The organism is Sulfitobacter donghicola DSW-25 = KCTC 12864 = JCM 14565, from assembly GCF_000622405.1.
Taxonomy (GTDB): domain Bacteria; phylum Pseudomonadota; class Alphaproteobacteria; order Rhodobacterales; family Rhodobacteraceae; genus Sulfitobacter; species Sulfitobacter donghicola.
The window spans coordinates 288,176-309,846 of the sequence record NZ_JASF01000005.1; the positions used below are offsets into that span (position 1 = coordinate 288,176).

Sequence of the window (21,671 nt, forward strand, 5' to 3'; positions counted from 1 at the left end):
CGCGTCAGCTGGCCAGTGAAGGCAGCCAAAGCACAATCGCCGGAAAGGCAACCAGCAGCGCAATGGTAACCGCGTCAGCAATGAAGAAAGGCGTCACGCCTTTGAACACGTCCTGAACGGTCAGGTCATCACGTACGCCAGCCACAACAAAACAGTTGAGACCAATCGGCGGTGTGATCAGGCAGAACTCGGCCATTTTCACCACCAAGATACCAAACCAGATCGCACACATCGGCCCTGACATGCCAAAGGCGCTATCGGCTGCGGCAACGGTTTCGCCGCCATTAAGCGCCATGATCGCAGGATAAACCACAGGCAGGGTCAACAGCAGCATGCCAATGGCATCCATAAACATACCCAAAACCGCATAGGCCAGCAGGATGCAGATCAGAATTACGATCGGCGCCATTTCCAATGAGGTGATCCATGCAGCGAAGGCATCGGGCAATTCGGCAAACCCAAGGAAGCGCACATAAATCAACACGCCCCAAATGATGCTAAAGATCATCACAGTCAGCTTGGCAGTTTCCAGCAAAGCTTCCTTCAGCTTGGCCCAACGCATGCCGCGATATAGCGCCATAAGAAAGACAATGAACGCCCCTACGGCTCCGCCTTCGGTTGGTGTGCCCCATGCATCGCCAAACGGGTTGTAAACAAAGAAGATGATAATCACGACAACGGCCACAATCGGCAGCGCAGGCGGCAGGCTTGCAAACCGCTCTTTCCACGTGAACCCCGTTACCGGAGGCCCGACATTTTTCCAGATCACGGCAATGCCGATGATAAGGCCCGCATAAACAACCGCCGAAAACACACCAGGGACAAAGCCCGCTAGCAGCAACATTCCCACGTCTTGCTCAACGATGATCGCATAGATCACCAAAATCGCCGAAGGCGGGATCAGCGAGGCAAGCGTCCCCCCCGCAGCAACCACACCAGCCGCAAATTGTTTGTTATAGCCAACCTTCAACATTTCTGGGATCGCGATACGTGCAAAAACCGCAGCCGTCGCCACCGAAGCCCCAGATACAGCCGCAAAACCCGCTGTCGCAAAAACAGTAGAGACCGCCAAACCACCTGGCACCCAAGCAAACCAGCGTTTGCACGCCTCAAACAAGGCCGTCGTCAATTGCGCGTGATAGGCCAAATAGCCAATCATGATAAAGACGGGGATCAGGCTCAGCACTTGTGAGCTGACTTTGGAGTGTGGGGTCAACCCTGCGATTTTCGTGCTGATTTCCACCGCTTTCCAAAAGCGTTCGGGATCATAGTCAAACCCGTTCCAGCGCAGCCAAACCAACCCGATGTAGCCCGCCAGACCAGCAGCAAAAGCCACCCGCATGCCCAGCACGACCATCAAAAGCATACCCGCAGATACGTAAATTCCGATTTCAATAGGTTCCATCAGTCGGCCCCTTCCAAAGATTTTGCTTCGGCCAAGGCCTGTTCTTCTATTGTTAATGACAACGGCACAGCGACAGGGTTTTCCAGCCCAAGGATCAAGGCGCGCCCGTAGCCCCAGACTTGCAACAACAAGCGGAGGGTCAAAATAACAAAGGCAATCGGCACCACCAGTTTGCTGGGCCAGATCGGCAGGCTGATATCAATCGAGCTGTCGCGCGAACAGAAAGGCCGTGCGCAATCAAACGAGCGGTCGAAATGCTCCCATGCGCCATAGGTCAGGCCGACGATCAACAACAGCATCAACAGAACCGAGATCAGCTCAAACAGCCACAGCATGCGCCCCTTGAGCGCATTGACCAACATATCCATACGGATGTGCGAACCGTCCCGCTGAACGTAAGAAATCCCCATGATCGCAATCACGGGCATCGCGGCCTCGATATAATCGACGTAGCCCAACAATGGGCTGCCAAAAAATTTGCGCCCCGTGACCGAATAGGCCGCAAGAAACATCAAAGAAAAGATCGCAAGGCCGCTTAACAAAGCGCAAAAACGCTCTAACGGCAGCAACATGCGGTCTAGTTTACTGAGCACGCTGGAATCTTCCAGCACCGCGGCGGAACCTGCCATGATCTACTCTCCTAATACTTCTGAGACTAAAAAGGCTGCGCGTGATCCGCGCAGCCTTGAATTATTTAAGGGCCGCTGCTGTTGCAGCGACCAATGGATCAGCCGCCGTTCTTGGCGTCAGCCAGTGTTTTGACAACGAGGTCATACAGTTCCTGACCTGGAACGCCTTGTGCTTCCATGTCTGCGATCCACTTGTCACGGATCGGGTCCGCGGCTTTGGCGCGGAACTCGGCGATGACTTCTGGTGAAATCTCGACTTTTTTCACACCTTTTTCTTCCAGAACCGAATCCCAGCGGGTCAGCAGCTCGCCGTAGTTTGCCAGATAGTGATCCAGTGCCTCATCAACAGATGAGTCCAGCGCTTCGCGCTCGGAATCAGACAGGCTTTCGTAGGCGTCGATGTTTACAACCACTGGGCAGTTCACGGTGCCGGGGTTCAGGTTTGCTGTCCACCAGTCGGCTTCGTTGATGGTACCAAAGGACAGGTGTGCGTGCTGGGCAAAGGCCACTGTATCAACAACACCTGAGTCCATAGCCTGAAACGCTTCGGTTGCGGTTACGGATGTTGGAACACCACCAACCGCTTCAAATGCTTGCCCGATACCGCCGGTTGCACGAACGCGCATACCTTTAAAATCGTCCAGTGCCGCGCGAGGCTCGCCCGTGCCAACAAGGTTGTACTGAGGCATTGGTGACGTCATCAACAGCTTGGCGTTCCACTGCGCCATCTCTTCGGTGGCGGCAGGGTGGCCATAGACCGCTTTGGAAATCGCAACTTCCTGCTCTAGATTCTCAACACCAAGGAATGGCAGCTCCAGAACCGTCACAACACGGTTTTTGTCACGGTGGTAGCCCGCGCAGAACTGCGCCATTTCAAACGCACCGATGGAAATCCCGTCAAGGTTTTCGCGGTTTTTTGACAGACCGCCATAGCTGACGTTCATTGTAAATTCACCGTTGGTTTTTTCAGAAACCAGCTCTGCCAGCTTCTCAACGTGCTCGGTAAAGGCACGGCGCTTACCCCAAACGGATACGTTCCATTCGGTTGCAGCTGCTTGTGATACAAACGCAAAACTCAGGGCGCATACGGCCGCGCCGCTCAAAAATTTATTCATTGGTTTCTCCCGATTGATACGCGCCTTACGTGGCCCGCTTGGCGGCAGATTAACGGGTGATCCACAAAGTGCCAAGGCATACCGCCGCATTATTTACAACATTTACCGTTTCTCGGAAATAACTTTACAGAAGCACACCCCGCCCCATAGCTTGATCATTCCCTTACCTCCTTTCAACGCCTAAGCTGCGCCGAAACACTGGTGAGACTGCGCAATTTAGAGACGTAAGCCACCCCTAGGAGGAGACCCACCCAATGTCGCAAACTGCGAAAACCTATCCGCCAAGCGCTGAAATGGCTGCATCCGCCCATGTGGATGCCGCGAAATATGACGCGATGTATGCTGCCTCAATTGCTGATCCAGATGCGTTCTGGAAAGAGCAAGGCGCGCGCGTTGATTGGATGACGCCCTTCACGCAGGTGAAAGATGTCGATTACACATTGGGATCGGTCAAGATCAACTGGTACGCAGACGGCACGCTGAACGCGTCGGCAAACTGCATCGACCGTCATCTGGAAAAACGCGGCGATCAAACCGCGATTATCTTTGAACCCGACAACCCAGAAGAAGACGCGCAGCACATCACCTACAAAGAGCTGCACGCAAAAACCTGCAAAATGGCGAACATCCTAAAGGATCTGGGCGTCACACGCGGTGACCGTGTTGTTATCTATCTGCCGATGATCCCCGAAGCCGCCTATGCCATGCTGGCCTGTGCGCGCATTGGTGCGATCCACTCTATCGTGTTCGCGGGCTTCTCACCCGACGCTTTGGCGGCACGTGTGAACGGTAGTGAGGCAAAGGTTGTGATCACCGCTGATCACGCGCCACGCGGTGGCCGCTCGACCCCTCTCAAAACTAACGCCGATCAGGCGCTGCTGCACTGTGACGACAGCGTTAAATGCCTTGTGGTCAAGCGCACTGGCGGCCAGACAACTTGGGTCGATGGCCGTGACTTTGACTATAACGCATTGGTAGAAGGCGCATCGGCTGATTGCGCCCCCGAAGCAATGGGCGCCGAAGATCCGCTGTTCATCCTTTACACCTCTGGCTCCACAGGTCAGCCAAAGGGTGTTGTGCACACCACGGGCGGCTACATGGTCTATGCCTCGATGACGCATGAGATCACGTTTGATTATAAGGACGGCGACGTCTTCTGGTGTACGGCAGATGTGGGTTGGGTCACTGGCCACAGCTATATCGTTTATGGCCCACTGGCGAACGGCGCGACCACGATCATGTTTGAGGGTGTTCCAACCTTCCCAGACGCGTCGCGTTTCTGGCAGGTGTGTGAAAAGCACAAGGTAAACCAGTTCTACACAGCGCCGACAGCCATCCGCGCCCTGATGGGCAAAGGCGACGACTTTGTGAAAAAGGCCGACCTGAGCAGCCTGCGCGTTTTGGGCACCGTTGGTGAGCCGATCAACCCAGAGGCATGGAACTGGTACAATGACGTTGTCGGTGGCGGTCGCTGCCCGATCGTTGACACATGGTGGCAGACCGAGACAGGCGGCCACTTGATGACCCCACTGCCAGGCGCCCATGCGATGAAGCCCGGTTCGGCGATGAAACCCTTCTTTGGCATCCAGCCTGTTGTACTAGAACCAACATCTGCCGAGCAGCTGGAAGGCAACCCCGTGGAAGGCGTTCTGTGTATTGCAGATAGCTGGCCCGGTCAGATGCGCACCATTTGGGGCGATCACGAGCGTTTCGAGAAGACCTATTTCTCCGACTACCCAGGTTACTATTTTACCGGTGACGGCTGTAAGCGCGACGAAGACGGCGATTATTGGATCACAGGCCGCGTTGATGACGTGATCAACGTATCTGGCCACCGTATGGGCACGGCCGAGGTCGAATCCGCCCTTGTTGCCCACGCAAAGGTCGCCGAAGCCGCTGTTGTTGGCTACCCGCATGAGATCAAAGGCCAAGGCATCTATTGCTATGTCACTTTGATGGGCGGCGAAGAGCCAACAGACGAGCTGCGCCTAGAGCTGCGCAACTGGGTCCGCACAGAAATCGGCCCGATTGCCTCGCCTGACCTGATCCAATGGGCTCCAGGTTTGCCAAAGACCCGTTCGGGCAAAATCATGCGCCGTATCCTGCGCAAGATCGCTGAAAACGATCACAGCACGCTGGGCGATACATCCACCCTTGCCGATCCGTCGGTTGTGGATGACCTGATCGAAAACCGCATGAACCGCTAAGCGGCCTCATCGGGTAATGACAATGCGGGCGTCCCTATCGGGGCGCCCGTTTTGCCTTCTCCAACTCTTCTTTAGGCGATGATTTTTGCAAATTGCTGCAAGGCCAGATCACAACGTGCCGCGATCTGTGCATCGTTCAAAACAGGTTGCACGCCTATGACCCTGCGCATTTGCAGGTCCCCCACCAAGAGCCCCAAGAACGTTCCCGTCAACTGCCCCGCCTGTTCTGCATCGCAGCTCACCAGCCGCTGCATCAACGCTTGAAACCGCGGAAAAACAGCCTCACGCCCTCCTAAAGATAGCGCTTTGCCCAGCTCTCCTGTTGGTTCAGCTGCGGCGGCTCGGTTCAACAGCACCGCGCGGTCGCTGAGCAGCATTTTCAAAAACACAGGCGCAACGTTTCGGAGCGTTTCCCTTGGATCCGCCCCTTCCGTCACCGCATCATCCAGCGTTTGCGCAGTAAGCGCGGCGTTATCGCGAACCAAAGCAGTAAAAAGCCCCTGCTTGTCCCCGTACCAACGGTACAATGTTTCATTCGATGCTTTTGCCGCCTTGGCAATGCTGAGCATCGACGCACCATCATAGCCCTTCTCCTCCAGCAGCGCATAAGCGGCAATTGCTATGGCCTCGTGACGGAGCTTTTTTGTTTCTTCGCGCATGTTCGGGTCCAAATTTTCTGTTGATTGGAATCGTACACTTGATTACGGATACATACAACCGTACACATCTATACGCATTTCAGGAGGTACCATGCCAAACAAATTTATCCTCACCTCAATTTTCGCTTCACTTGTGCTAAGCGCTGCGATTTTCGGTTTTTTCTATGCTTGGGTTTGCTCAACCATGTGGGGGTTGGATGCCGCCGATCCGCGTGTCGCGATAAAGGCGATGCAGGCAATGAATGCCTCTGTGCGCAACGGTGTCTTTTTTCCCGCGTTTTTCCTGACGCCTGTCGCCTTGGCCCTAACTGCAATTCTGGCAATGCGCGGTGGTTTTGCGCGGGCCAGTGGTTTGTTCGGGCTTAGCGCTGTAATTTACCTGCTGTTTGGGCTTTTCCTGACCATGGCAATCAATGTTCCCATGAACGAAGCACTGGCCACTGTCGAAGTCCTCCAAACCGTGGAAGATGCCCAACAGATTTGGAATGACTACTCCCCACGCTGGCAGTTCTGGAACATCACACGGACCATCGCCTCTGGCCTGTCCTTTGTGGTGGCCTTGGCTGGGGTTTTATCCCTGAACAGCCAACGCAAAGGCGCTTGATCCTCAGGTAAGGAACCCACTGGACAATCCAACAGCCCCATGGCACCGCTTGTCCTTATGAAAAGTAAGATGAATAGCTTTGTCCCCGATGCGGAACGTTCAACTGACCTGCGCCATGCGTTAGGTCAGTTTGGCACGGGAGTTGCGCTGATCACGACCCAGTCAGAAATCGGACCGCTGGGCATGACGGCCAATTCCTTTTCTTCGGTCTCGCTCGACCCGCCGCTGGTGTTGTGGTCAGCTGCATGCAGCTCGAAACGCCATGACGCGTTCACGCAAACGCAGGCCTTTTGCATTCACGTCCTTAGCGCTGATCAGATGGGCATCGCGAAACATTTCGCAAAGCGGGGGGATGATTTTTCACCCTATCCGTGGGAGGAAGGCCCAAATGGCGCGCCCACCCTGCCCGATTGTTTGGCCACTTTTCATTGCGAACGCTACGCTGTGCATCCAGCAGGTGATCATTCGATCATTTTGGGGCAGATCACGTCAGTTGCGACCCAAGCCCAAGATGTCGACGGCCTGTTGTTCAAGCGCGGCAAGTTCGGCCGATTTTCGGCCGAAGACTAACCCCGCGCATTTCTGACGTCGCTAATAGTCTTTTTCAAAGAACACACCGATCGACGAATTACCGTCCGAGCCAAGGGTCGCCTTGCCCTTTAGGTTTGGCGTTAGATCAATGTTCAACGACACTTCGCCAGTTCCATCTGACGCGGCAGTTACGTCGGTATAAACATTCTCGGACAGGTATTTCCCCGCGCTGATCGCGGTTTCACCGCTGTCTGTTGTGCTGACGTTCAGGTCATCCAACCCAAATTGGTCGCGCAGGTTTCCAACCACATCCGTACCGCCCTTCCCCGCAAGGATGGCAACCGCATTGGCCAGTTGCAGCGCCTGAAACGCTGAGATTTCGGACAGGTTCCGCCCGAACAAAAGCTGGGATAGCACTTCATCCTCGGGCCCTTCTGGTGTGCTTTCAAAGGACACAACAGGCGCATCCGCAGGCCCTTCGACGATAATGCTGGCTGTGCCTGCGTCGGTCGTCGTGGTTGTGACAAAGCGGATGTAGGGGATAAAGTCGCCCTGAAACTCGGCCGAGCCCTCTTCCAGCTCAAAGCGCTTACCCAAGATATCCAAACGCCCCCGCTCTAGTTCAAATTTACCCGCAGAGAGGATGTTATTGGTATCTCCAGAAAGCTTCAGGTTCCCGCCCAGCTCTGCGTCCAATCCCCGACCGCGCACAAAAATCCGCCCCGGTGCGTTGACCAAAACGTCCAGCCCGAACCCTGCAGCCTGTGAGGCGGACTGTGTTCCATCGCCGCTCGCGCTTTCTTCCAATAGGCCCGCACGTCGGCGCGTCGCAAGGTTGGCCGAGCTGGCGCCCACATGGTCAATCAAAGGGATCTCGCCGATGCTGGTAAGACCCGTAGAGGGCACCGTGACATTGGTTTCGCCAACATTCAGCGTTCCGCTGATCCCTGCCCCGCCGCTGATCGGCCCTGACAAACGCATCGCGCCACTGATCGACGTGCGATAGAGGCGTGGATCAACCAAAACAACACCGTCCAAAACGATATTTACATCTGCGGGCAATCCATCCCCCAGCCCAACACCCCCTGTAATGCTCAGGCCGCCACCTCCTGTGGCATTGGCGGATATGTTCAGGCCAGCACGGCCATTCGCCAGACGGATGTCGCCGTTCACATCCTCAAAGGCGACCCGCAAGTTGGGCAAGGTAAGGGTTGCGCCCGAGGTTTGTATGGTGCCGCTGACAGCATCCAGTCCCGCAGGGCCGTTCACGTCCAGATCAAACCGCGCCACCCCTTGTAGGCTGCGCGGCGAGATAAAGGGCCCTGCCAAGCCCAAAGGCGCAGTGCCGTTGACCTTTAAGGCGAGTGTCCCGTCATCCGAAACCACACCCGCCACGACACCTTGCGTGCCAGAGGGGCCTGACATGTCGGTGTTGACCTGCCAGCCTTGTGCCGCTTTTGCAGCTGACCCTTGCACGGCTAGCGGCCCGTTCAGATTGGGCACAATGGCTGCCGTGTTGGGCATGCCAAAGGTGAAATCGACCTTGGCGTTTGGCCCTGTGACGATCCCCGCCACTGTGCCACTGCTGCTATACGGGCCAGTAGCCTTTGCTTGGACGCTATAGTCTTCGCCCGATTGGCGCAGCTGCCCCTGCGCGCGTAGCGGGCCGCTGATCTGTGGCGCTAGCGGGGAAATATCAGGCAGCGAGACATCAAACTGCATATCGACAACAGGTGTTACAGCGCCGTTTAACGAAACCGCGCTGCGGTATGGCCCCGACACATCCGTGCTGAGCATCCAGCCCTGCTCGGTCTGTTGAACCTGCCCATTGGCCGCAAACGGCCCGTTCACCCCTGCGACAAAGGCCGATACCTCTGGCGCGCTGGCGGAAAAATCAAATGCGGGGTTTGCCCCCGTGGCAAGACCGCTCAGCCGGATTTTGGATTGATATGGGCCATCCCCATCCACATCGACAAACCACCCGTCGTCATCTTCTGTAGCATGCGCGTTTATCGCCACGCGGCCGCTATACTGCGGCAAAACGGTTGCGATGTCGCGCAGCACTGCATCCGCTTCGATGCGGCTGGCATTGGCATAAAACTCGGCGCCGCCTGAAAACAGCATGGCGGCGTTGTTCAACTCTAGGCCGCGCAGAAAGGTGCCGTTCACATTCCTGATCGCTTTGAGCTGTAGAGCAGTGTGACCTTGCATCAACGCATCTGCCTGCGCGATACCTGTGCGGATATCATCCGCCGTGCCCGTGATATCGAGGTCAAACGCCCCGCTGAGCACGCCCACCTCCCCCTCTAGCGCCAAGGACGTCGCGCCATCCAGCTCTTGCCCAGCCAGTGCCGAAAAGCGGCTGATGTCAGAGGAGGTCAGCCTTGCATCCAGACGGGTCGGCAGACCCGACGCAATCGCATCCAGCGCAACATTCCCCGTTAGCCCATAATCAGCCCCCTGAAGATCAAGCTGTGAAAAGCGCAAGGGCTGGTCCCTTAGGTAACTGATCTGCGTGCTGCCGTTCAGCTCGGCGCCCAGTGCTTCGGCCAAGGCGGTGTTCAGCAAGGCAATCCCTTGGGAGGCGAATTGGATATTTCCGTCTAGTTGGCCAATCCCGCCCAGCGCGCCTGTCAACGTTCCTGTTGAGCGTAAAGTCGTCTGTGCAATTTCACCCTCCGAGGTTTCCAACCCCGAGATATCAAACTGTGCCTCATAGGCGTCGCCCTTAAATGCATCATAATCAACGCGCAGCTCGACCCGTTCGACCGTTGCCGCCCCACCGCCACCGGGCAAGATGACAGGATCGCCCTTTGCATGGGCAATTGTGCCCGTCACATCAATGATAGACGGCCATTTATCCGCGTTTAGATGAACACGGCCTTGCAGATCCATCTGCGCAGCTTTCAAGGCAAAGGCATTCACCGAGATTGCCCCGCCTGCTTGCATGAGAGCTTCGGCTTTCAGGCTAACATCCTCGCCAAAGAAATCACGGTATTCTGGCAGCAAGATTGCGGTAATGTCGCCGCCGATATCCGCAAGGATGCGTCGGTCAGGGTCGCCCGCATCGCCCGTTGTGACCACACTCACCTCTCCGGCGAGGCGCTCTTGCCCGTCAGTTGCCAACTCCAACTCGGTCACCAGATCATTGATCGGCCCGTTTGCTTTGACGTTCAAATCCACCGATGGCTTGCCTGGAATATCCAGCAGGTTTGAGGACAGCCCGTTTTCTTGCTCACTCAGGGTGAGCAGAAGATCAAGGATATCGTCCTCACGGGCCAGAGTTGCCACCAGATCAAAGCTGCCGCGTTTGCCGTCAATACGTGCGGATTGAAATGCGACATCCAAACCATCATCATTCAACGTGGCACGCGCGTTCATTTGCAGGTCAACCTGTTCGCCCATAAACGGCGCGCCGAGGCGCAGCTTGGCGATGTTTAACGCGTCAATGTCGATCGAGACAGGCAGATCGGGCAATTGCGGGATCGTGAAAGGCGTCGCTTGGGCATCTGGCAGCGTGGCTTCTTCGCTGGCGGGCAGACGGGGGATGTCGATATTCTGGGCGCTCAGCTCCTGCACCACAAGCCGCCCGCCCAAAAGGGCCGAACGGTTCCAGCTAAGGACCACATCATCCATGGTGAGCCAAACACCAAGGTCATCGGCAATTGTCATGCGATCAAACGAGGCCTGAGAGCTGAGCGCCCCGCGAAATCCGACGATATCAACCTGCCGCCCAGCGCCGCTGAGCAGCTCCTGAATTTTCAGGGTGAGATAGCTTTTGTCTTCGTCTTGGGCAGAGGCGGCATGCCCCCACAACAACGATAAAACGATCAAACATAGGCGAAGAATGCGCATTAGAATGACTGCCCTATGCCAATGTAAACTTGAAACTCATCCTCGACCTCTGGGCCAGATGTTGGCACAGCCACATCCAAGCGGATCGGCCCAATCGCGGTGTTATATCGCAAACCAAACCCTGCGCCCGAATGCCATGTGCCAGAGCCATCGTAAAACTCTTCTTCGCCCACATATCCTGCGTCTGCAAACCCAACGACACCAATCGTTTCGGTCACATCCACACGAACCTCGGCTGAAAGCCCAACAAAGCTGCGCCCGCCAGCGGTATCTGATCCAACCGCAACGCCAAGGGATTGGTACTCTTGCCCTCTGACGGTGCCACCGCCACCTGAATAGAACAAATAGTCTGCTGGCGCATCCTCAAGGGCTGGCCCATAAACCGACCCGAATTGCCCGCGCAAGGCCAAGGTCACAGGGCGCGCGGTGCCAAATGTTTTATAGCCGCGCGCATCAACAAATGTGCGAATACCATCGTCTGATCCGGACAATGCCAGAAACGGCGTTGCTTCGGCCTTGATAAAATAGCCGTCCTTGGCGTTCAGCGGATTGTCGCGATAATCAAACTCGGCCGAGAGCGGCAAGGTGAGCAGCGTATAGGTGTCTTCGCCAAACACATCGCGGGTTTTCGCGGTGCGCAGCCCAAGCCCAAGGGTATAGGTCCGCTCTGGCGATGCGATCCTTTCGATCCCCGCCTCCAGATCCAACTGGCGTGAGAAATAGGAAACCTCGTCCAATTGCTCAAACAAGGCCAAGGCATAGAAATCGGTATCCTCGTTAAAGGTTGCCGGACGTTCAAACCGCGCCTCAAGCAGATAGTCGGTGCCACCTGTTCCGCCCCCAATGCCGCTGACCTCGGCATCCAGACGCAGCCGTTCGGCGCCGCCCAAAAGGTTGCGGTGCAACCAATAAGCGCTGAGCGTCAGCCCCTCTAGCGTGGATAGTTCCGCCCCAAATCCGATGCGCCGCTTTGGGGCGTCGCCGATCTGTGCCTCAATCGGAAGGAGGTCGCCGTCGAGGACGTGTTCGCCTTCATGCAGCGCCACAACGCTAAACGCCCCCGTTCTGCGCAACCGCTCGCGCGAGAGGCGGATTTCTTCGGGCGAGAAGACCTCGCCTTCGGGCAGGCCTGCGATTTCGATGATCCGCGCGCGGCGCACATCGCTTTCGCCCTCAACCAGCAAGGGACCAAAGCGCAACAAAGGACCAGGGTCGAGCGCAAGCTCGGCGTGAACACGTCGCGCTGGGTGATCGGCGCTCACCTGCTGGTTTGCAAGGGCGGCCTTGGCGTGGCCTTGCGCGCGCCACCCGTCCACACCCGCTGTGATGGATCGCTGCATCGCACCAAGGCTGGCGGTTTCATCGGTTGCAAATTCGCTGGGGGCTTGCCCCCCTTCGGGCAGCGGCGAAATCCGCGCGCGGCCAAAGGTAAACTTTGGCCCCGGTTCGATCCGTATGACAGCGCGTGAAATCGCGGAAGGGGGCTGAACGGGCGGGATCGAGGCCGCCTCGCGCCCATCCAAGGTGATGTTGATTGAACCACCGAAATAGCCGTTATCATAAAGAACCGCCAACAGGCGTTTGTAATCGGCCTGCGCGGCAGCCAGCACTTCGGAGGGAGAGGGCTGGTTTTCATCGCTGAGTGTTTGCTCTTGCAACAAAGAGCCGCCGCGCAATGCACTGGCCAGCCCCTCATCCGCGATGTCATTAAACGTTACATCCGCAGCCTGCGCTGCCAACGTGGTGAGACACAGCATTGCTGCTCCCGTCACGACATGACGCACCCCTGCCAGAGCAGTTTGTTCCACGCTCTTTCCCTCGAACTTTTGCCGCTGCGTTCCGGTCTGCTTTTTGAAGACTCTTGAACCAACGGCTTTGACACACATATTTTCGTTTATGACTACCTGATGTGGACAGGAAGGCGCAAACGGCTTTGTCCTTCGATCACTTCTTTTTGTCGCTCAACCCGCCGCCCAGCGCCCAATAGGCGAGAACGCGCCGAATTTGTGCTGTTGACCCTGCCCGCCCGCTCTACAAAACTGAGCGGTGGGAATGCGCGCCGTGTTCCATCCAGAGGAGACAAATATGACTGTCCTAGTTGAAGTATGACCGTCCTAATTGCTGGTGGTGGCATTTCCGGCCTGAGTTTGGCGCTGAGCTGCCATCAGGTTGGCATTCCCTTCAAGGTTTTTGAGGCCACAGCCCACATGCGCCCTCTTGGCGTTGGGATTAATCTGCAACCCTCGGCAGTGCGTGAATTGTTTGACCTAGGGCTCGAAGATCAACTGGACACCGTGGGCATCCGGCTAAAGGACTACGGGTTTTACACCAAAAAAGGCCTGCATGTCTGGACCGAGCCGCGCGGGCTGGATGCCGGATATGACTGGCCTGCCTTCTCGGTGCATCGGGGGCGTCTGCATATGATGCTGTATCATGAGCTCGTAAAAAGGGCTGGCCCTGAGGCTGTCGAAACGGGCTGGCGCGCCACCGGTTTTGACACGCAGGGTGATCGCGCCCAGCTGATGCTGGAAGATCGCCAAGGTAACAGCCGCGTTGAAAACGGCGCAGTGGTCATCGGCGCTGACGGGATACATTCAACCCTTCGCAGCCAGATGCAGCCGCATGAGAGCGACCCCCAATGGGGCGGCGCGATGCTGTGGCGTGGAACAACGCAGGCAAAGCCCTTTTTGTCTGGCGCTTCGATGGTTTTGGTGGGGCATGACGGCTTGAGGTTTGTCGCCTACCCGATCTCACAGCCTGATCCGACCACGGGATTGGCGACCATCAATTGGATTTGTAACCTCCAATTCGATCCCGCCCAAAAATTTCGCAAGGAGGATTACAGCCGCGCGGCGAACCTGCAGGATTTCCTCCCTGCCTTCGAACCCATTTCATTTGACTGGCTCGACGCCCCCGCCCTCATCCGCGGCGCCAAAGAGGTGTTTGAATACCCAATGGTGGACCGCGACCCCTTAGATAGCTGGACAGTTGGCCGTGCGACCCTCATGGGCGATGCGGCCCATGCGGCCTATCCAGTCGGCTCAAACGGCGCAGGCGCGGGGATCACTGATGCGCGCAAACTGGTTGCCGCGTTTCTGGCCCATGGGCTCACGGAAAAAGCGCTGCATGTTTACCAAGACGAAATGCTGCCGATCACGTCAAAGATCATCCTGATGAACCGCACGGCTGGCCCAGACAAAATTCTGGACGTTGTCGAGAAACGCTGCGGCGGACAGTTTGACGACATCCACGATGTCATCCCCCATGATGAGATGGCTGAACATGCCGCAACTTATAAACGCGCAGCAGGTTATGGCATTGAAGAAACCAACAACCGCCCCCCCATCATCGCCAAGGGCGCACGATTTGAGCCCGCCTGAGGTGGAGACCTAAAGAAAGTTCAACAATGCGGGCCCTTCCCCCCTCTCCTCGATAGACATAAGATAACGCGGCCACTTACATAAATGGATCGGTAACCGCATCCAGCCGCGTTCACCAACCAAGGCCTAACCTTAAAGGACCAAACCAATGAAATTCGCCCCGTTTTTTGTGTTTGCAGCTTTTGTCGCGACGCCCGTATTGGGACAAGAGACACGGCAGCTTGACGCGCATGAACATGGTGTTGGCAAGCTGAACATCGCATTTGACGGTGACCAAATTGCACTGGAGCTCCATGCTCCGGGGGCCGATATCGTCGGGTTTGAATATCAGGCCACATCAGACGAGGATCACGCAGCCATAGAACGCGCGCTGGCGACACTTGCCAAACCGCTAGACCTCTTTGCCTTCCCAGCCAAGGCTGGCTGTAACGCCGTTAAAATCGCTGCAGAGTTGGAAAGCGAAGAAGACAGTCATGCGGATCATAGCGGCCACAATGACAGCGATCATTCAGGTCACAACCACTCTTATGACCACGGAAAGAAGCACAAAAAGAAACAGGATGATCACGCAGATCATGCGGATCATACCGAACAGGCAGACCATACCGAGTTTCACGCGCAATACCTGCTGGGCTGCTCCACGCCACAGGCCGCAACCAAAATTGCATTCCCCTATTTCGAAGCATTCCCAAATGCGCTGGAAGTCGAGGTGCAGGTCATCACGGATAAAGGCGCAACCGCCTTTGAGGTTGGGCGCGATGAGCCTTTGCTAGACCTTAGCGCCCTGTTTTAAGGTCTTTGCTGCTCGTGCCTGATGCCACGCCGATCCTGCAGCTTGATGATGTCAGTTTTCGCTGGCCAGGGCGGGCGTCCTTTGGGCTACATATCCCGAACCTAACAATGGCACCTGCCGAAACGGTTTTGCTTTTGGGGGAAAGCGGCGCGGGGAAATCGACGCTATTATCGCTGATCTGTGGAACGGTCATGGCTGAATCGGGCCGCATAGGCGTCGCAGGGTCTGACATCGCCGCCCTATCCGCCAGCCAGCGGGACCAATTTAGGGCCGAACAAATCGGGCTCATCTTTCAGCAGTTTAATCTGCTGCCCTTTGCAACGGTTCTGGACAATATCCTGCTACCGCTACAATTCGCCCCCAAACGGCGCAAAAGGGTTCCCAACGCAACCACCGAAGCTGCGCGGCTGTGCCGAGCATTGGGATTACCAGAAGATGTGCTGGCATCACGCGCCGGATCGCTGAGCGTTGGACAACAGCAGCGGGTCGCAGCCGCGCGCGCCCTTATCGGTGCGCCACCTTTGATCATCGCGGATGAGCCGACCTCGTCATTGGACGCCACCACCCAAGCTGGCTTTCTTGACTTGCTCTTTGAGCAATCGCGCACCCATGGTACCGCGATTTTGATGGTGAGCCATGACGCCAGACTTATCGATCAATTCGATAGGGTTATCCATATGGACAAAATCGCGATGCCGCTGCCGGAGGCCCTATGATCCTGCGCCTCGCCTTTGCATCCTTACTCGCGCGGGGGTTAACCGTTGCGATGACGATCCTTGCCATTGCTTTGTCTGTTGCCCTGTTTCTGGGGGTGGAAAAGGTCCGCACCGGAGCGAAGGCCAGCTTTGCCGATACGATTTCCGGAACCGATCTGATTGTCGGCGCGCGCTCTGGCTCGGTTCAGCTGCTGCTGTATTCGGTATTTCGAATTGGCAACGCAACAAACAACATGACGTGGGAAAGCTATCAAGATATCCAAAACCGCCCCGAAGTAGATTGGATGGTGCCAATCTCGCTGGGGGATAGCCACCGACAATTTCGGGTAATGGGAACGACGCCGGCCTTTTTTGAGCACTACAAATACCGATCGGGGCAATCGCTGGCCGTGCAAGACGGTTTGATCATGTCGGACCTTTTTGACGCTGTGATCGGGGCGGATGTGGCTGCAACGCTCAACTACAAGGTCGGTGACCCGATTGTCGTGGCCCATGGCTTGGCCTCGTTCACCGAGCACAAGGACCAGCCCTTTCGCGTATCTGGCATTCTTGAAAAAACCGGAACACCTGTTGATCGGACGGTGATTGTCAGCCTTGAGGCGATTGAGGCCATCCATGTGGATTGGAAAAGCGGCGCGCAAATCCCAGGCCAATCCACACCCGCAGAGGTGATCCGCCAAATGAAGCTAGAGCCCAAAGCCGTCACAGCCGCCCTGATCGGCGCAAAAAGCCGACTGCGGGTATTTGGATTGCAACGCGACATCAACGAATACCCCAAAGAGCCCCTTATGGCGATTTTGCCAGGGGTTGCGCTGCAAGAGCTGTGGCAAATCGTGGGCATCGCGGAAACCGCGCTGATTGCTGTGTCTGCCATGGTGGTTATCACAGCATTGATCGGGATGATGGCAACGCTGTTTTCGGGGCTGAACGAACGCCGCCGCGAAATGGCTATCTTTCGCGCAATGGGCGCGCGGCCTCGGGTTATTTGGGGGCTGCTGATTTTAGAGGCCATTGTGATCTCGGCCATTGGGGCGCTGTTGGGTCTTGCCCTGCTTTATGTCGGGCTGATGATTGGCCAGCCGCTGATCGACAACGCCTTTGGCCTCTGGATACCGATTGAACCGCCAACCCTACGCGAAGCAGGCGTTTTAGGCGCGGTTGTCATCGCTGGCGCAATTGTGAGCATGGTCCCCGCCACGAGAGCCTACCGCATGTCCCTTGCAGATGGTATGATGGTGAAAATCTAAGGATAGGGGATCTGTATCATGGAATTGCCGCGCCGCCACTTCGTCGCATCTGCACTGGCTGCTGCTACGCTCCCCCAAGCGGCCCTTGCAAAAAGCGCAAAAGAAATCACGTGGAATGACCTCATTCCGCCGGGCGTGCCCTATTCCCAAATCATCGGCGAAGGCGAAATGGACGAAGCCGCCGACACATGGCGGCCCGTCTTTGACGAAAACGCGACCAAGCTGAACCCAGCACTGGACGGTGCCTATATCAAAATGCCGGGTTTCATTTTGCCCTTTGACATTACAACCGCTGGCGTCACCAGCTTTGTTCTGGTGCCTTATGTCGGGGCCTGTTTGCACACGCCTCCTCCGCCAGCAAACCAGCTGGTGTTTGTGACACCTCGAAAACCATGGCCCAGTCAGGACCTTTGGGAGGCAGTATGGGTGACCGGCAAGATGACGCATGAGCTGCAGGCGACAGAGGTTGCCGATACAGGCTATGCCCTGACAGCTGACAAGATGGAAATCTACGTCTGGTGAGGCTTTAGCCGCCAACCCGCTAGGGGCCATTTGCGCGCGCGCCACCGAATGCCCCCACACCGCGAGAGAGAATTCGCCCAACAGCTAGGCAATCAGGCAGCTGGCCGCCTATTTTTTGGGATGAATGCGAATGCCGCAGATTAGAAAAGGCTCAAAGAACGCTCATTCTCGCTCAAGATAAATCTGCATGTTAGCAAAGGTGATACAGCCAAGAGAGATGAGTTGAACCTCCATGAAGAAAACCGCGCGTTCGATTGAGCAGAAGATAGAAGCCCTTTTAGGCCAAATTTACCCCGACCTTGATTGCGCCGATTTATCGAACAAGGTTGTCACGGCTTTTTGGCCAGACGCGACACCGAAACGCCAACGTGGCCGGGTACCTGGAAATACGCTTTGGTCTCAAAGGGATGCTTTGCTCATCACTTACGGGAATTCGATCATTGATGGGGCGCATAAGCCGCTTGATCTTTTGTCCGACTTTTTGGCCACCTATTTGGACGGCGCGTTAAACGCCGTACATATCCTGCCGTTTTTTCCATATACATCCGATGACGGGTTCGCTGTTTCGGATTTCAAAAGCGTAAACCCCCAGCTAGGGGATTGGGCCGATATCAACCGCATCGCTGACAATTTTACCCTGATGTCGGATCTGGTGCTGAACCACGTGTCGAGCCAAAGCAACTGGTTCAACGCCTATCTCCAAGACCAAGAACCCTATAACGGTTTTTTCTTTGAAGCCTCACCAGATGATGACCTGACAGAGGTCGTGCGCCCCCGTACGACGCCGCTTTTGCGCGAGGTCGAGACCAGCAACGGCACCCGCCACGTCTGGTGTACCTTTAGCCACGATCAGGTTGATCTGGATTTCCGCAACCCCGAAGTCCTGCTGGAGTTTTTGCGGATTATACGGCTGCATGTGGACAATGGCGTAAAGATCATTCGCTTGGATGCTGTTGCGTTTTTGTGGAAGCAGATCGGCTCCCCTTCGATCCACCTGCCCCAAACACATGCCGTCATCAAACTGATGCGGCTTTTGTGTGATTACGCCTCAGAGAAGATCATCCTGTTGACGGAAACCAATGTGCCAAAGGCCGAGAACCTCAGCTATTTCGGGGATCGCGATGAAGCACATGCGATCTATAATTTCCCGCTGCCTCCTCTCATTTTACATGCGATGATGTCGGGCAACGCCCAATACCTCAGGCAATGGCAACGCGGGATGCCCCCTGCCCCTATGGGATGCGCCTATCTGAACTTTACCGCCAGCCATGACGGCATTGGCATGCGCCCCGCCGAGGGATTGCTGCCCGAAGACGAAAAGCAACAGGTCATCGACACCATCAAAGACATTGGCGGGTTGGTATCCATGCGCACCCTGCCCGACGGCAGCGAAAGCCCCTACGAGCTGAACACAACCTTCTATGACGCGATGTCACGGACCTTTTCGGGGGCGGATGCATATCACCACGCACGGTTTATCTGTTCGCAGACCATCGTTATGTCGCTAGAGGGCATTCCTGCGTTTTATATCCACGCGATGCTGGCAACGGAAAATGACCACAAAGGCGTCGCCTATCGCGGTATGAATCGTGCAATCAATCGCCACCGGTGGGATTACCCCAGCTTGCGCGCGCTGCTCGATGATGCAGACACACCGAATGCCCGTGTTCTGTCGGACCTGTCAGAGCGGTTGAAAATCCGCAAAAAGCAACCGGCGTTTCACCCCAATGCCACGCAATTCACTGTGAACATGGGCGATGAACGTGTGTTCGCGGTCTGGCGTCAAAGCCTAGATCGCCATCAATCCATTTTTGCGCTGCACAACGTGAGCGATACAGCTGTAAAGGTTCCCGCCTCTGCCCTGAACCTCATTGAGGATCAGGATTGGATCGACTTGCTGAGTGGTTTGCCCATCGACATGGAGGCGCCCGAAGTGATTGTCGCCCCCTATCAGTGCATGTGGATTACCAATAGGTTCTAAACATATTCCGCTTCATCCGCCGCAGCCGCGCTGTGGAGATCGGCAAGGAAGTCAGGGTCAGCCGAATGGATGCGGTTCCATGTCGGGATAAAGGGTGTGTCGTTCGGGTTGTCCAAAAACAACTGGCCAGCCCGCATGATGTTTTCGGCAAATAACTCGATCGCGCGCTCTTCTTGGTGGCGGTCGATGCTGAGGCCATTCATCTTTGCGTCGTTATAATAGGCCTCCATCAGGTCTAGGGCGCGACGGTAATAGGTTGCCTTGAGCGTGCGAAAGACATTTGGCGTGAACACAGTGCCATCAGCGGCCAGTTTTCGGAACACAGCCTTGCAAATATCTGTCGACATGCGGCTGAGGCCCGCGTTGGCGTCATCTTCGCTCAGCACTTGGTGTTTGTGGTCATATTGGTCTGCGATTTCGACCTGACAGACCGCTTGCGGCGCCAGATTGCGCCATGCCTCTGACAGGATGCCTATCTCTAGCCCCCAATCCGAGGGGATCCGCAGATCGGGCAACATCGTGGTGCGCATCGCAAACTCGCCCGACAAAGGATAGCGAAAGCTGCGCAGGTAATCGAGATAATCGCGATCTCCGATTACCTTCTTGAGCGCAATCAACAAGGGGCTGACAAGCAACCGCGAAACGCGCCCGTTTAACCGGTCTTGCCCAACGCGCGCATAATACCCTTTGGCAAGCTGATAGGGGAAATTCACGTTGGCGACGGGATAAATCAGCCGCGCCAGCAACTCGTTCGTATAGGTCAAGATATCGCAATCATGGATCGCTACAACGGCACTGTCCTGACACCCGATAAGATAGCCGATCGACGTCCAGACATTCTGCCCTTTTCCAGGTTCAGACGGGGCCAGCCCCATGGACACCAATTTATTCCCAAGGGCTTTCATCCTTGGGCTGTCGTTCCAGATGACAATGTGGTTTTGGTTTAACCCCTTAAAGAACTCTTTGGCGTGCCGGTATTGATCAGCATCGGCGCGGTCTAACCCAATGATAATGCGGTGCAGATAGGGCACCTTGGAAAGCTCGTCCAAAATGCGCGGCATCGCATCTGTCTCCAGCTCGGAATACAGGCACGGCAGGATGAGGGACATTTTGCGTGTTTGGGCAAAGTTCTGAAGATCAGCAGTGAGTTCTTCTACTGAGCGCGTTCGCAAATTATGAAGCGTCGTGATGTTTCCGTTTTGGTGAAAATCAGCCATCAGCAGGTGTCCTCTTTACAACTTCATACGCTCGATATGGGCCAATACTGCTGCATTCCACCCCTCCGGTCCGACAAGCGTTGTGCGCTGGATACGGCCCGAAGTTTCGCCTTTGAGTAAGGGTAGTGGCGTTCTGTTCGGGTTTGCAATGATGACCCCGAAATCCGCGGCCTCTAGCATTTCCACATCATTTGGCGCATCGCCAAGGGCCAAGGTGTGATGGGGGGCAAATTCGGCAATGATCCGTTCCATTTGATCCGCCTTGGTCCCGCCAAAGGAAAGCGTCAAAAATCGCCCCCCTTCGCGACCTGAAATGCCCTCTTTCGCCAAGGCCAGCAGGAAGTTTTCCTTTTCTTGCGCGGTGCCCGACCACACCCCTGGCTCAGAGAAGCTTCGCTGTTTTGCGAGAGCCGCCGAGGGCACAGGTAAGCCCGTGATATCCGAGACTTCGCGCGCGTCCATATCGCCAAACCCACGAAACCCGCCACCAGTGTTTGCTGAAATTTTGCGCGCAACGCTGCATAATCGCGCATAAATGGAATCGGTTTTCCCTGCGTTTGCCTGCGCCTCAAGGCGCCCCGAACCGTTTTCAACGATCGCGGGCCAGTGGTGCAAACCCATATCTTCGCGCAACTGATGTATTTCCGGCGCGGTCTTGCTGCTGGCTAAAATGACCCCTGCACCTATCTTTTCCAACTGTTTTAGCGCTGGAAGTGCTGCGTCCCACCGATAATCGCTATGCGACAACAGCGTGCCATCCAAATCTGTGAAAACGAGTAAAGGCATTGAGGGCTTCATACCCCCCAGCCT

At 56.0% G+C, this 21,671-nt stretch carries 17 protein-coding genes; 9 read left to right on the plus strand and 8 right to left on the minus strand.

Annotated features, from left to right (window positions below; all coding sequences use genetic code 11):
- Positions 1-4: 4 nt before the first annotated feature.
- From Z948_RS0102380 to Z948_RS0102390, 3 genes are all read right to left on the minus strand, one after another.
- Complete coding sequence (locus tag Z948_RS0102380) at positions 5-1,405, minus strand: TRAP transporter large permease (protein WP_025057976.1); 1,401 nt, start codon at positions 1,403-1,405, stop codon at positions 5-7.
- The gene (locus tag Z948_RS0102385) at positions 1,405-2,034 is read right to left on the minus strand and encodes a TRAP transporter small permease subunit (RefSeq protein ID WP_025057977.1); all 630 of its coding nucleotides are present in this window, start codon (positions 2,032-2,034) and stop codon (positions 1,405-1,407) included. The genes Z948_RS0102380 and Z948_RS0102385 overlap by 1 nt, the downstream gene beginning before the upstream one ends.
- Before the next feature lie 98 nt (positions 2,035-2,132).
- Entirely contained in the window at positions 2,133-3,149 is a 1,017-nt protein-coding gene (locus tag Z948_RS0102390; RefSeq protein WP_025057978.1) for a C4-dicarboxylate TRAP transporter substrate-binding protein, read from the minus strand.
- A gap of 254 nt (positions 3,150-3,403) precedes the next feature.
- Here Z948_RS0102390 and acs point away from each other — a divergent pair, with 254 nt between their 5' ends.
- Complete coding sequence (gene acs / locus Z948_RS0102395; protein WP_025057979.1) at positions 3,404-5,356, plus strand: acetate--CoA ligase; 1,953 nt, start codon at positions 3,404-3,406, stop codon at positions 5,354-5,356.
- A 71-nt stretch (positions 5,357-5,427) separates the two neighbouring features.
- On the opposite strand, the gene Z948_RS0102400 is transcribed toward acs, so the two are convergent.
- Positions 5,428-6,015, minus strand: a complete 588-nt coding sequence (locus Z948_RS0102400) for a TetR/AcrR family transcriptional regulator (RefSeq protein ID WP_025057980.1) — start codon at positions 6,013-6,015, stop codon at positions 5,428-5,430.
- 91 nt (positions 6,016-6,106) lie between these two features.
- Here Z948_RS0102400 and Z948_RS0102405 point away from each other — a divergent pair, with 91 nt between their 5' ends.
- Positions 6,107-6,619, plus strand: coding sequence for an anthrone oxygenase family protein (locus Z948_RS0102405; RefSeq protein ID WP_025057981.1), 513 nt, complete (start codon positions 6,107-6,109; stop codon positions 6,617-6,619).
- 69 nt (positions 6,620-6,688) lie between these two features.
- Complete coding sequence (locus tag Z948_RS0102410) at positions 6,689-7,189, plus strand: flavin reductase family protein (RefSeq protein WP_245604540.1); 501 nt, start codon at positions 6,689-6,691, stop codon at positions 7,187-7,189.
- Between the two features lie 21 nt (positions 7,190-7,210).
- On the opposite strand, the gene Z948_RS0102415 is transcribed toward Z948_RS0102410, so the two are convergent.
- Positions 7,211-11,005, minus strand: coding sequence for a translocation/assembly module TamB domain-containing protein (locus Z948_RS0102415; protein ID WP_025057983.1), 3,795 nt, complete (start codon positions 11,003-11,005; stop codon positions 7,211-7,213).
- Entirely contained in the window at positions 11,005-12,813 is a 1,809-nt protein-coding gene (locus Z948_RS0102420; RefSeq protein ID WP_052033084.1) for an autotransporter assembly complex protein TamA, read from the minus strand. Before Z948_RS0102420 ends, Z948_RS0102415 begins: the two co-directional genes overlap by 1 nt.
- A gap of 297 nt (positions 12,814-13,110) precedes the next feature.
- Between Z948_RS0102420 and Z948_RS0102425 the strand changes: the two genes are divergently transcribed.
- From Z948_RS0102425 to Z948_RS0102450, 6 genes are all read left to right on the plus strand, one after another.
- Positions 13,111-14,385, plus strand: coding sequence for a flavin-dependent oxidoreductase (locus tag Z948_RS0102425; protein WP_025057985.1), 1,275 nt, complete (start codon positions 13,111-13,113; stop codon positions 14,383-14,385).
- Positions 14,386-14,533: 148 nt separating this feature from the next.
- Positions 14,534-15,178, plus strand: coding sequence for a zinc uptake protein ZrgA (gene zrgA / locus Z948_RS0102430; RefSeq protein WP_025057986.1), 645 nt, complete (start codon positions 14,534-14,536; stop codon positions 15,176-15,178).
- Between the two features lie 14 nt (positions 15,179-15,192).
- Positions 15,193-15,894 (plus strand): ABC transporter ATP-binding protein, encoded by a 702-nt coding sequence (locus Z948_RS0102435; RefSeq protein WP_025057987.1) that lies wholly within the window; start codon positions 15,193-15,195, stop codon positions 15,892-15,894.
- On the plus strand, positions 15,891-17,141 hold the full coding sequence (locus Z948_RS0102440; protein ID WP_025057988.1) for an ABC transporter permease: 1,251 nt from the start codon (positions 15,891-15,893) through the stop codon (positions 17,139-17,141). Before Z948_RS0102435 ends, Z948_RS0102440 begins: the two co-directional genes overlap by 4 nt.
- An 18-nt stretch (positions 17,142-17,159) precedes the next feature.
- Positions 17,160-17,663, plus strand: a complete 504-nt coding sequence (locus Z948_RS0102445) for a DUF3299 domain-containing protein (protein WP_025057989.1) — start codon at positions 17,160-17,162, stop codon at positions 17,661-17,663.
- A 232-nt stretch (positions 17,664-17,895) separates the two neighbouring features.
- Positions 17,896-19,644, plus strand: a complete 1,749-nt coding sequence (locus tag Z948_RS0102450; protein ID WP_025057990.1) for a sugar phosphorylase — start codon at positions 17,896-17,898, stop codon at positions 19,642-19,644.
- Here the strand turns inward: Z948_RS0102450 and Z948_RS0102455 are convergent.
- Positions 19,641-20,861 (minus strand): glycosyltransferase family protein, encoded by a 1,221-nt coding sequence (locus Z948_RS0102455; protein ID WP_025057991.1) that lies wholly within the window; start codon positions 20,859-20,861, stop codon positions 19,641-19,643. The genes Z948_RS0102450 and Z948_RS0102455 overlap by 4 nt on opposite strands.
- 15 nt (positions 20,862-20,876) lie before the next feature.
- Positions 20,877-21,647: an HAD-IIB family hydrolase gene (locus tag Z948_RS0102460; RefSeq protein WP_245604541.1), complete on the minus strand. Its 771-nt coding sequence runs from the start codon at positions 21,645-21,647 to the stop codon at positions 20,877-20,879.
- Positions 21,648-21,671 lie beyond the last annotated feature (24 nt).

What these genes read in the sequence shown, in the direction of transcription:
- Z948_RS0102380 (WP_025057976.1), bottom strand. Translation starts at nt 1,405, where the DNA reads ATGGAACCTATTGAAATCGGAATTTACGTATCTGCGGGTATGCTTTTG.
- Z948_RS0102385 (WP_025057977.1), bottom strand. Translation starts at nt 2,034, where the DNA reads ATGGCAGGTTCCGCCGCGGTGCTGGAAGATTCCAGCGTGCTCAGTAAA.
- Z948_RS0102390 (WP_025057978.1), bottom strand. Translation starts at nt 3,149, where the DNA reads ATGAATAAATTTTTGAGCGGCGCGGCCGTATGCGCCCTGAGTTTTGCG.
- acs (WP_025057979.1), top strand. Translation starts at nt 3,404, where the DNA reads ATGTCGCAAACTGCGAAAACCTATCCGCCAAGCGCTGAAATGGCTGCA.
- Z948_RS0102400 (WP_025057980.1), bottom strand. Translation starts at nt 6,015, where the DNA reads ATGCGCGAAGAAACAAAAAAGCTCCGTCACGAGGCCATAGCAATTGCC.
- Z948_RS0102405 (WP_025057981.1), top strand. Translation starts at nt 6,107, where the DNA reads ATGCCAAACAAATTTATCCTCACCTCAATTTTCGCTTCACTTGTGCTA.
- Z948_RS0102410 (WP_245604540.1), top strand. Translation starts at nt 6,689, where the DNA reads ATGAATAGCTTTGTCCCCGATGCGGAACGTTCAACTGACCTGCGCCAT.
- Z948_RS0102415 (WP_025057983.1), bottom strand. Translation starts at nt 11,005, where the DNA reads ATGCGCATTCTTCGCCTATGTTTGATCGTTTTATCGTTGTTGTGGGGG.
- Z948_RS0102425 (WP_025057985.1), top strand. Translation starts at nt 13,111, where the DNA reads ATGACCGTCCTAATTGCTGGTGGTGGCATTTCCGGCCTGAGTTTGGCG.
- zrgA (WP_025057986.1), top strand. Translation starts at nt 14,534, where the DNA reads ATGAAATTCGCCCCGTTTTTTGTGTTTGCAGCTTTTGTCGCGACGCCC.
- Z948_RS0102440 (WP_025057988.1), top strand. Translation starts at nt 15,891, where the DNA reads ATGATCCTGCGCCTCGCCTTTGCATCCTTACTCGCGCGGGGGTTAACC.
- Z948_RS0102445 (WP_025057989.1), top strand. Translation starts at nt 17,160, where the DNA reads ATGGAATTGCCGCGCCGCCACTTCGTCGCATCTGCACTGGCTGCTGCT.
- Z948_RS0102450 (WP_025057990.1), top strand. Translation starts at nt 17,896, where the DNA reads ATGAAGAAAACCGCGCGTTCGATTGAGCAGAAGATAGAAGCCCTTTTA.
- Z948_RS0102455 (WP_025057991.1), bottom strand. Translation starts at nt 20,861, where the DNA reads ATGGCTGATTTTCACCAAAACGGAAACATCACGACGCTTCATAATTTG.
- Z948_RS0102460 (WP_245604541.1), bottom strand. Translation starts at nt 21,647, where the DNA reads ATGCCTTTACTCGTTTTCACAGATTTGGATGGCACGCTGTTGTCGCAT.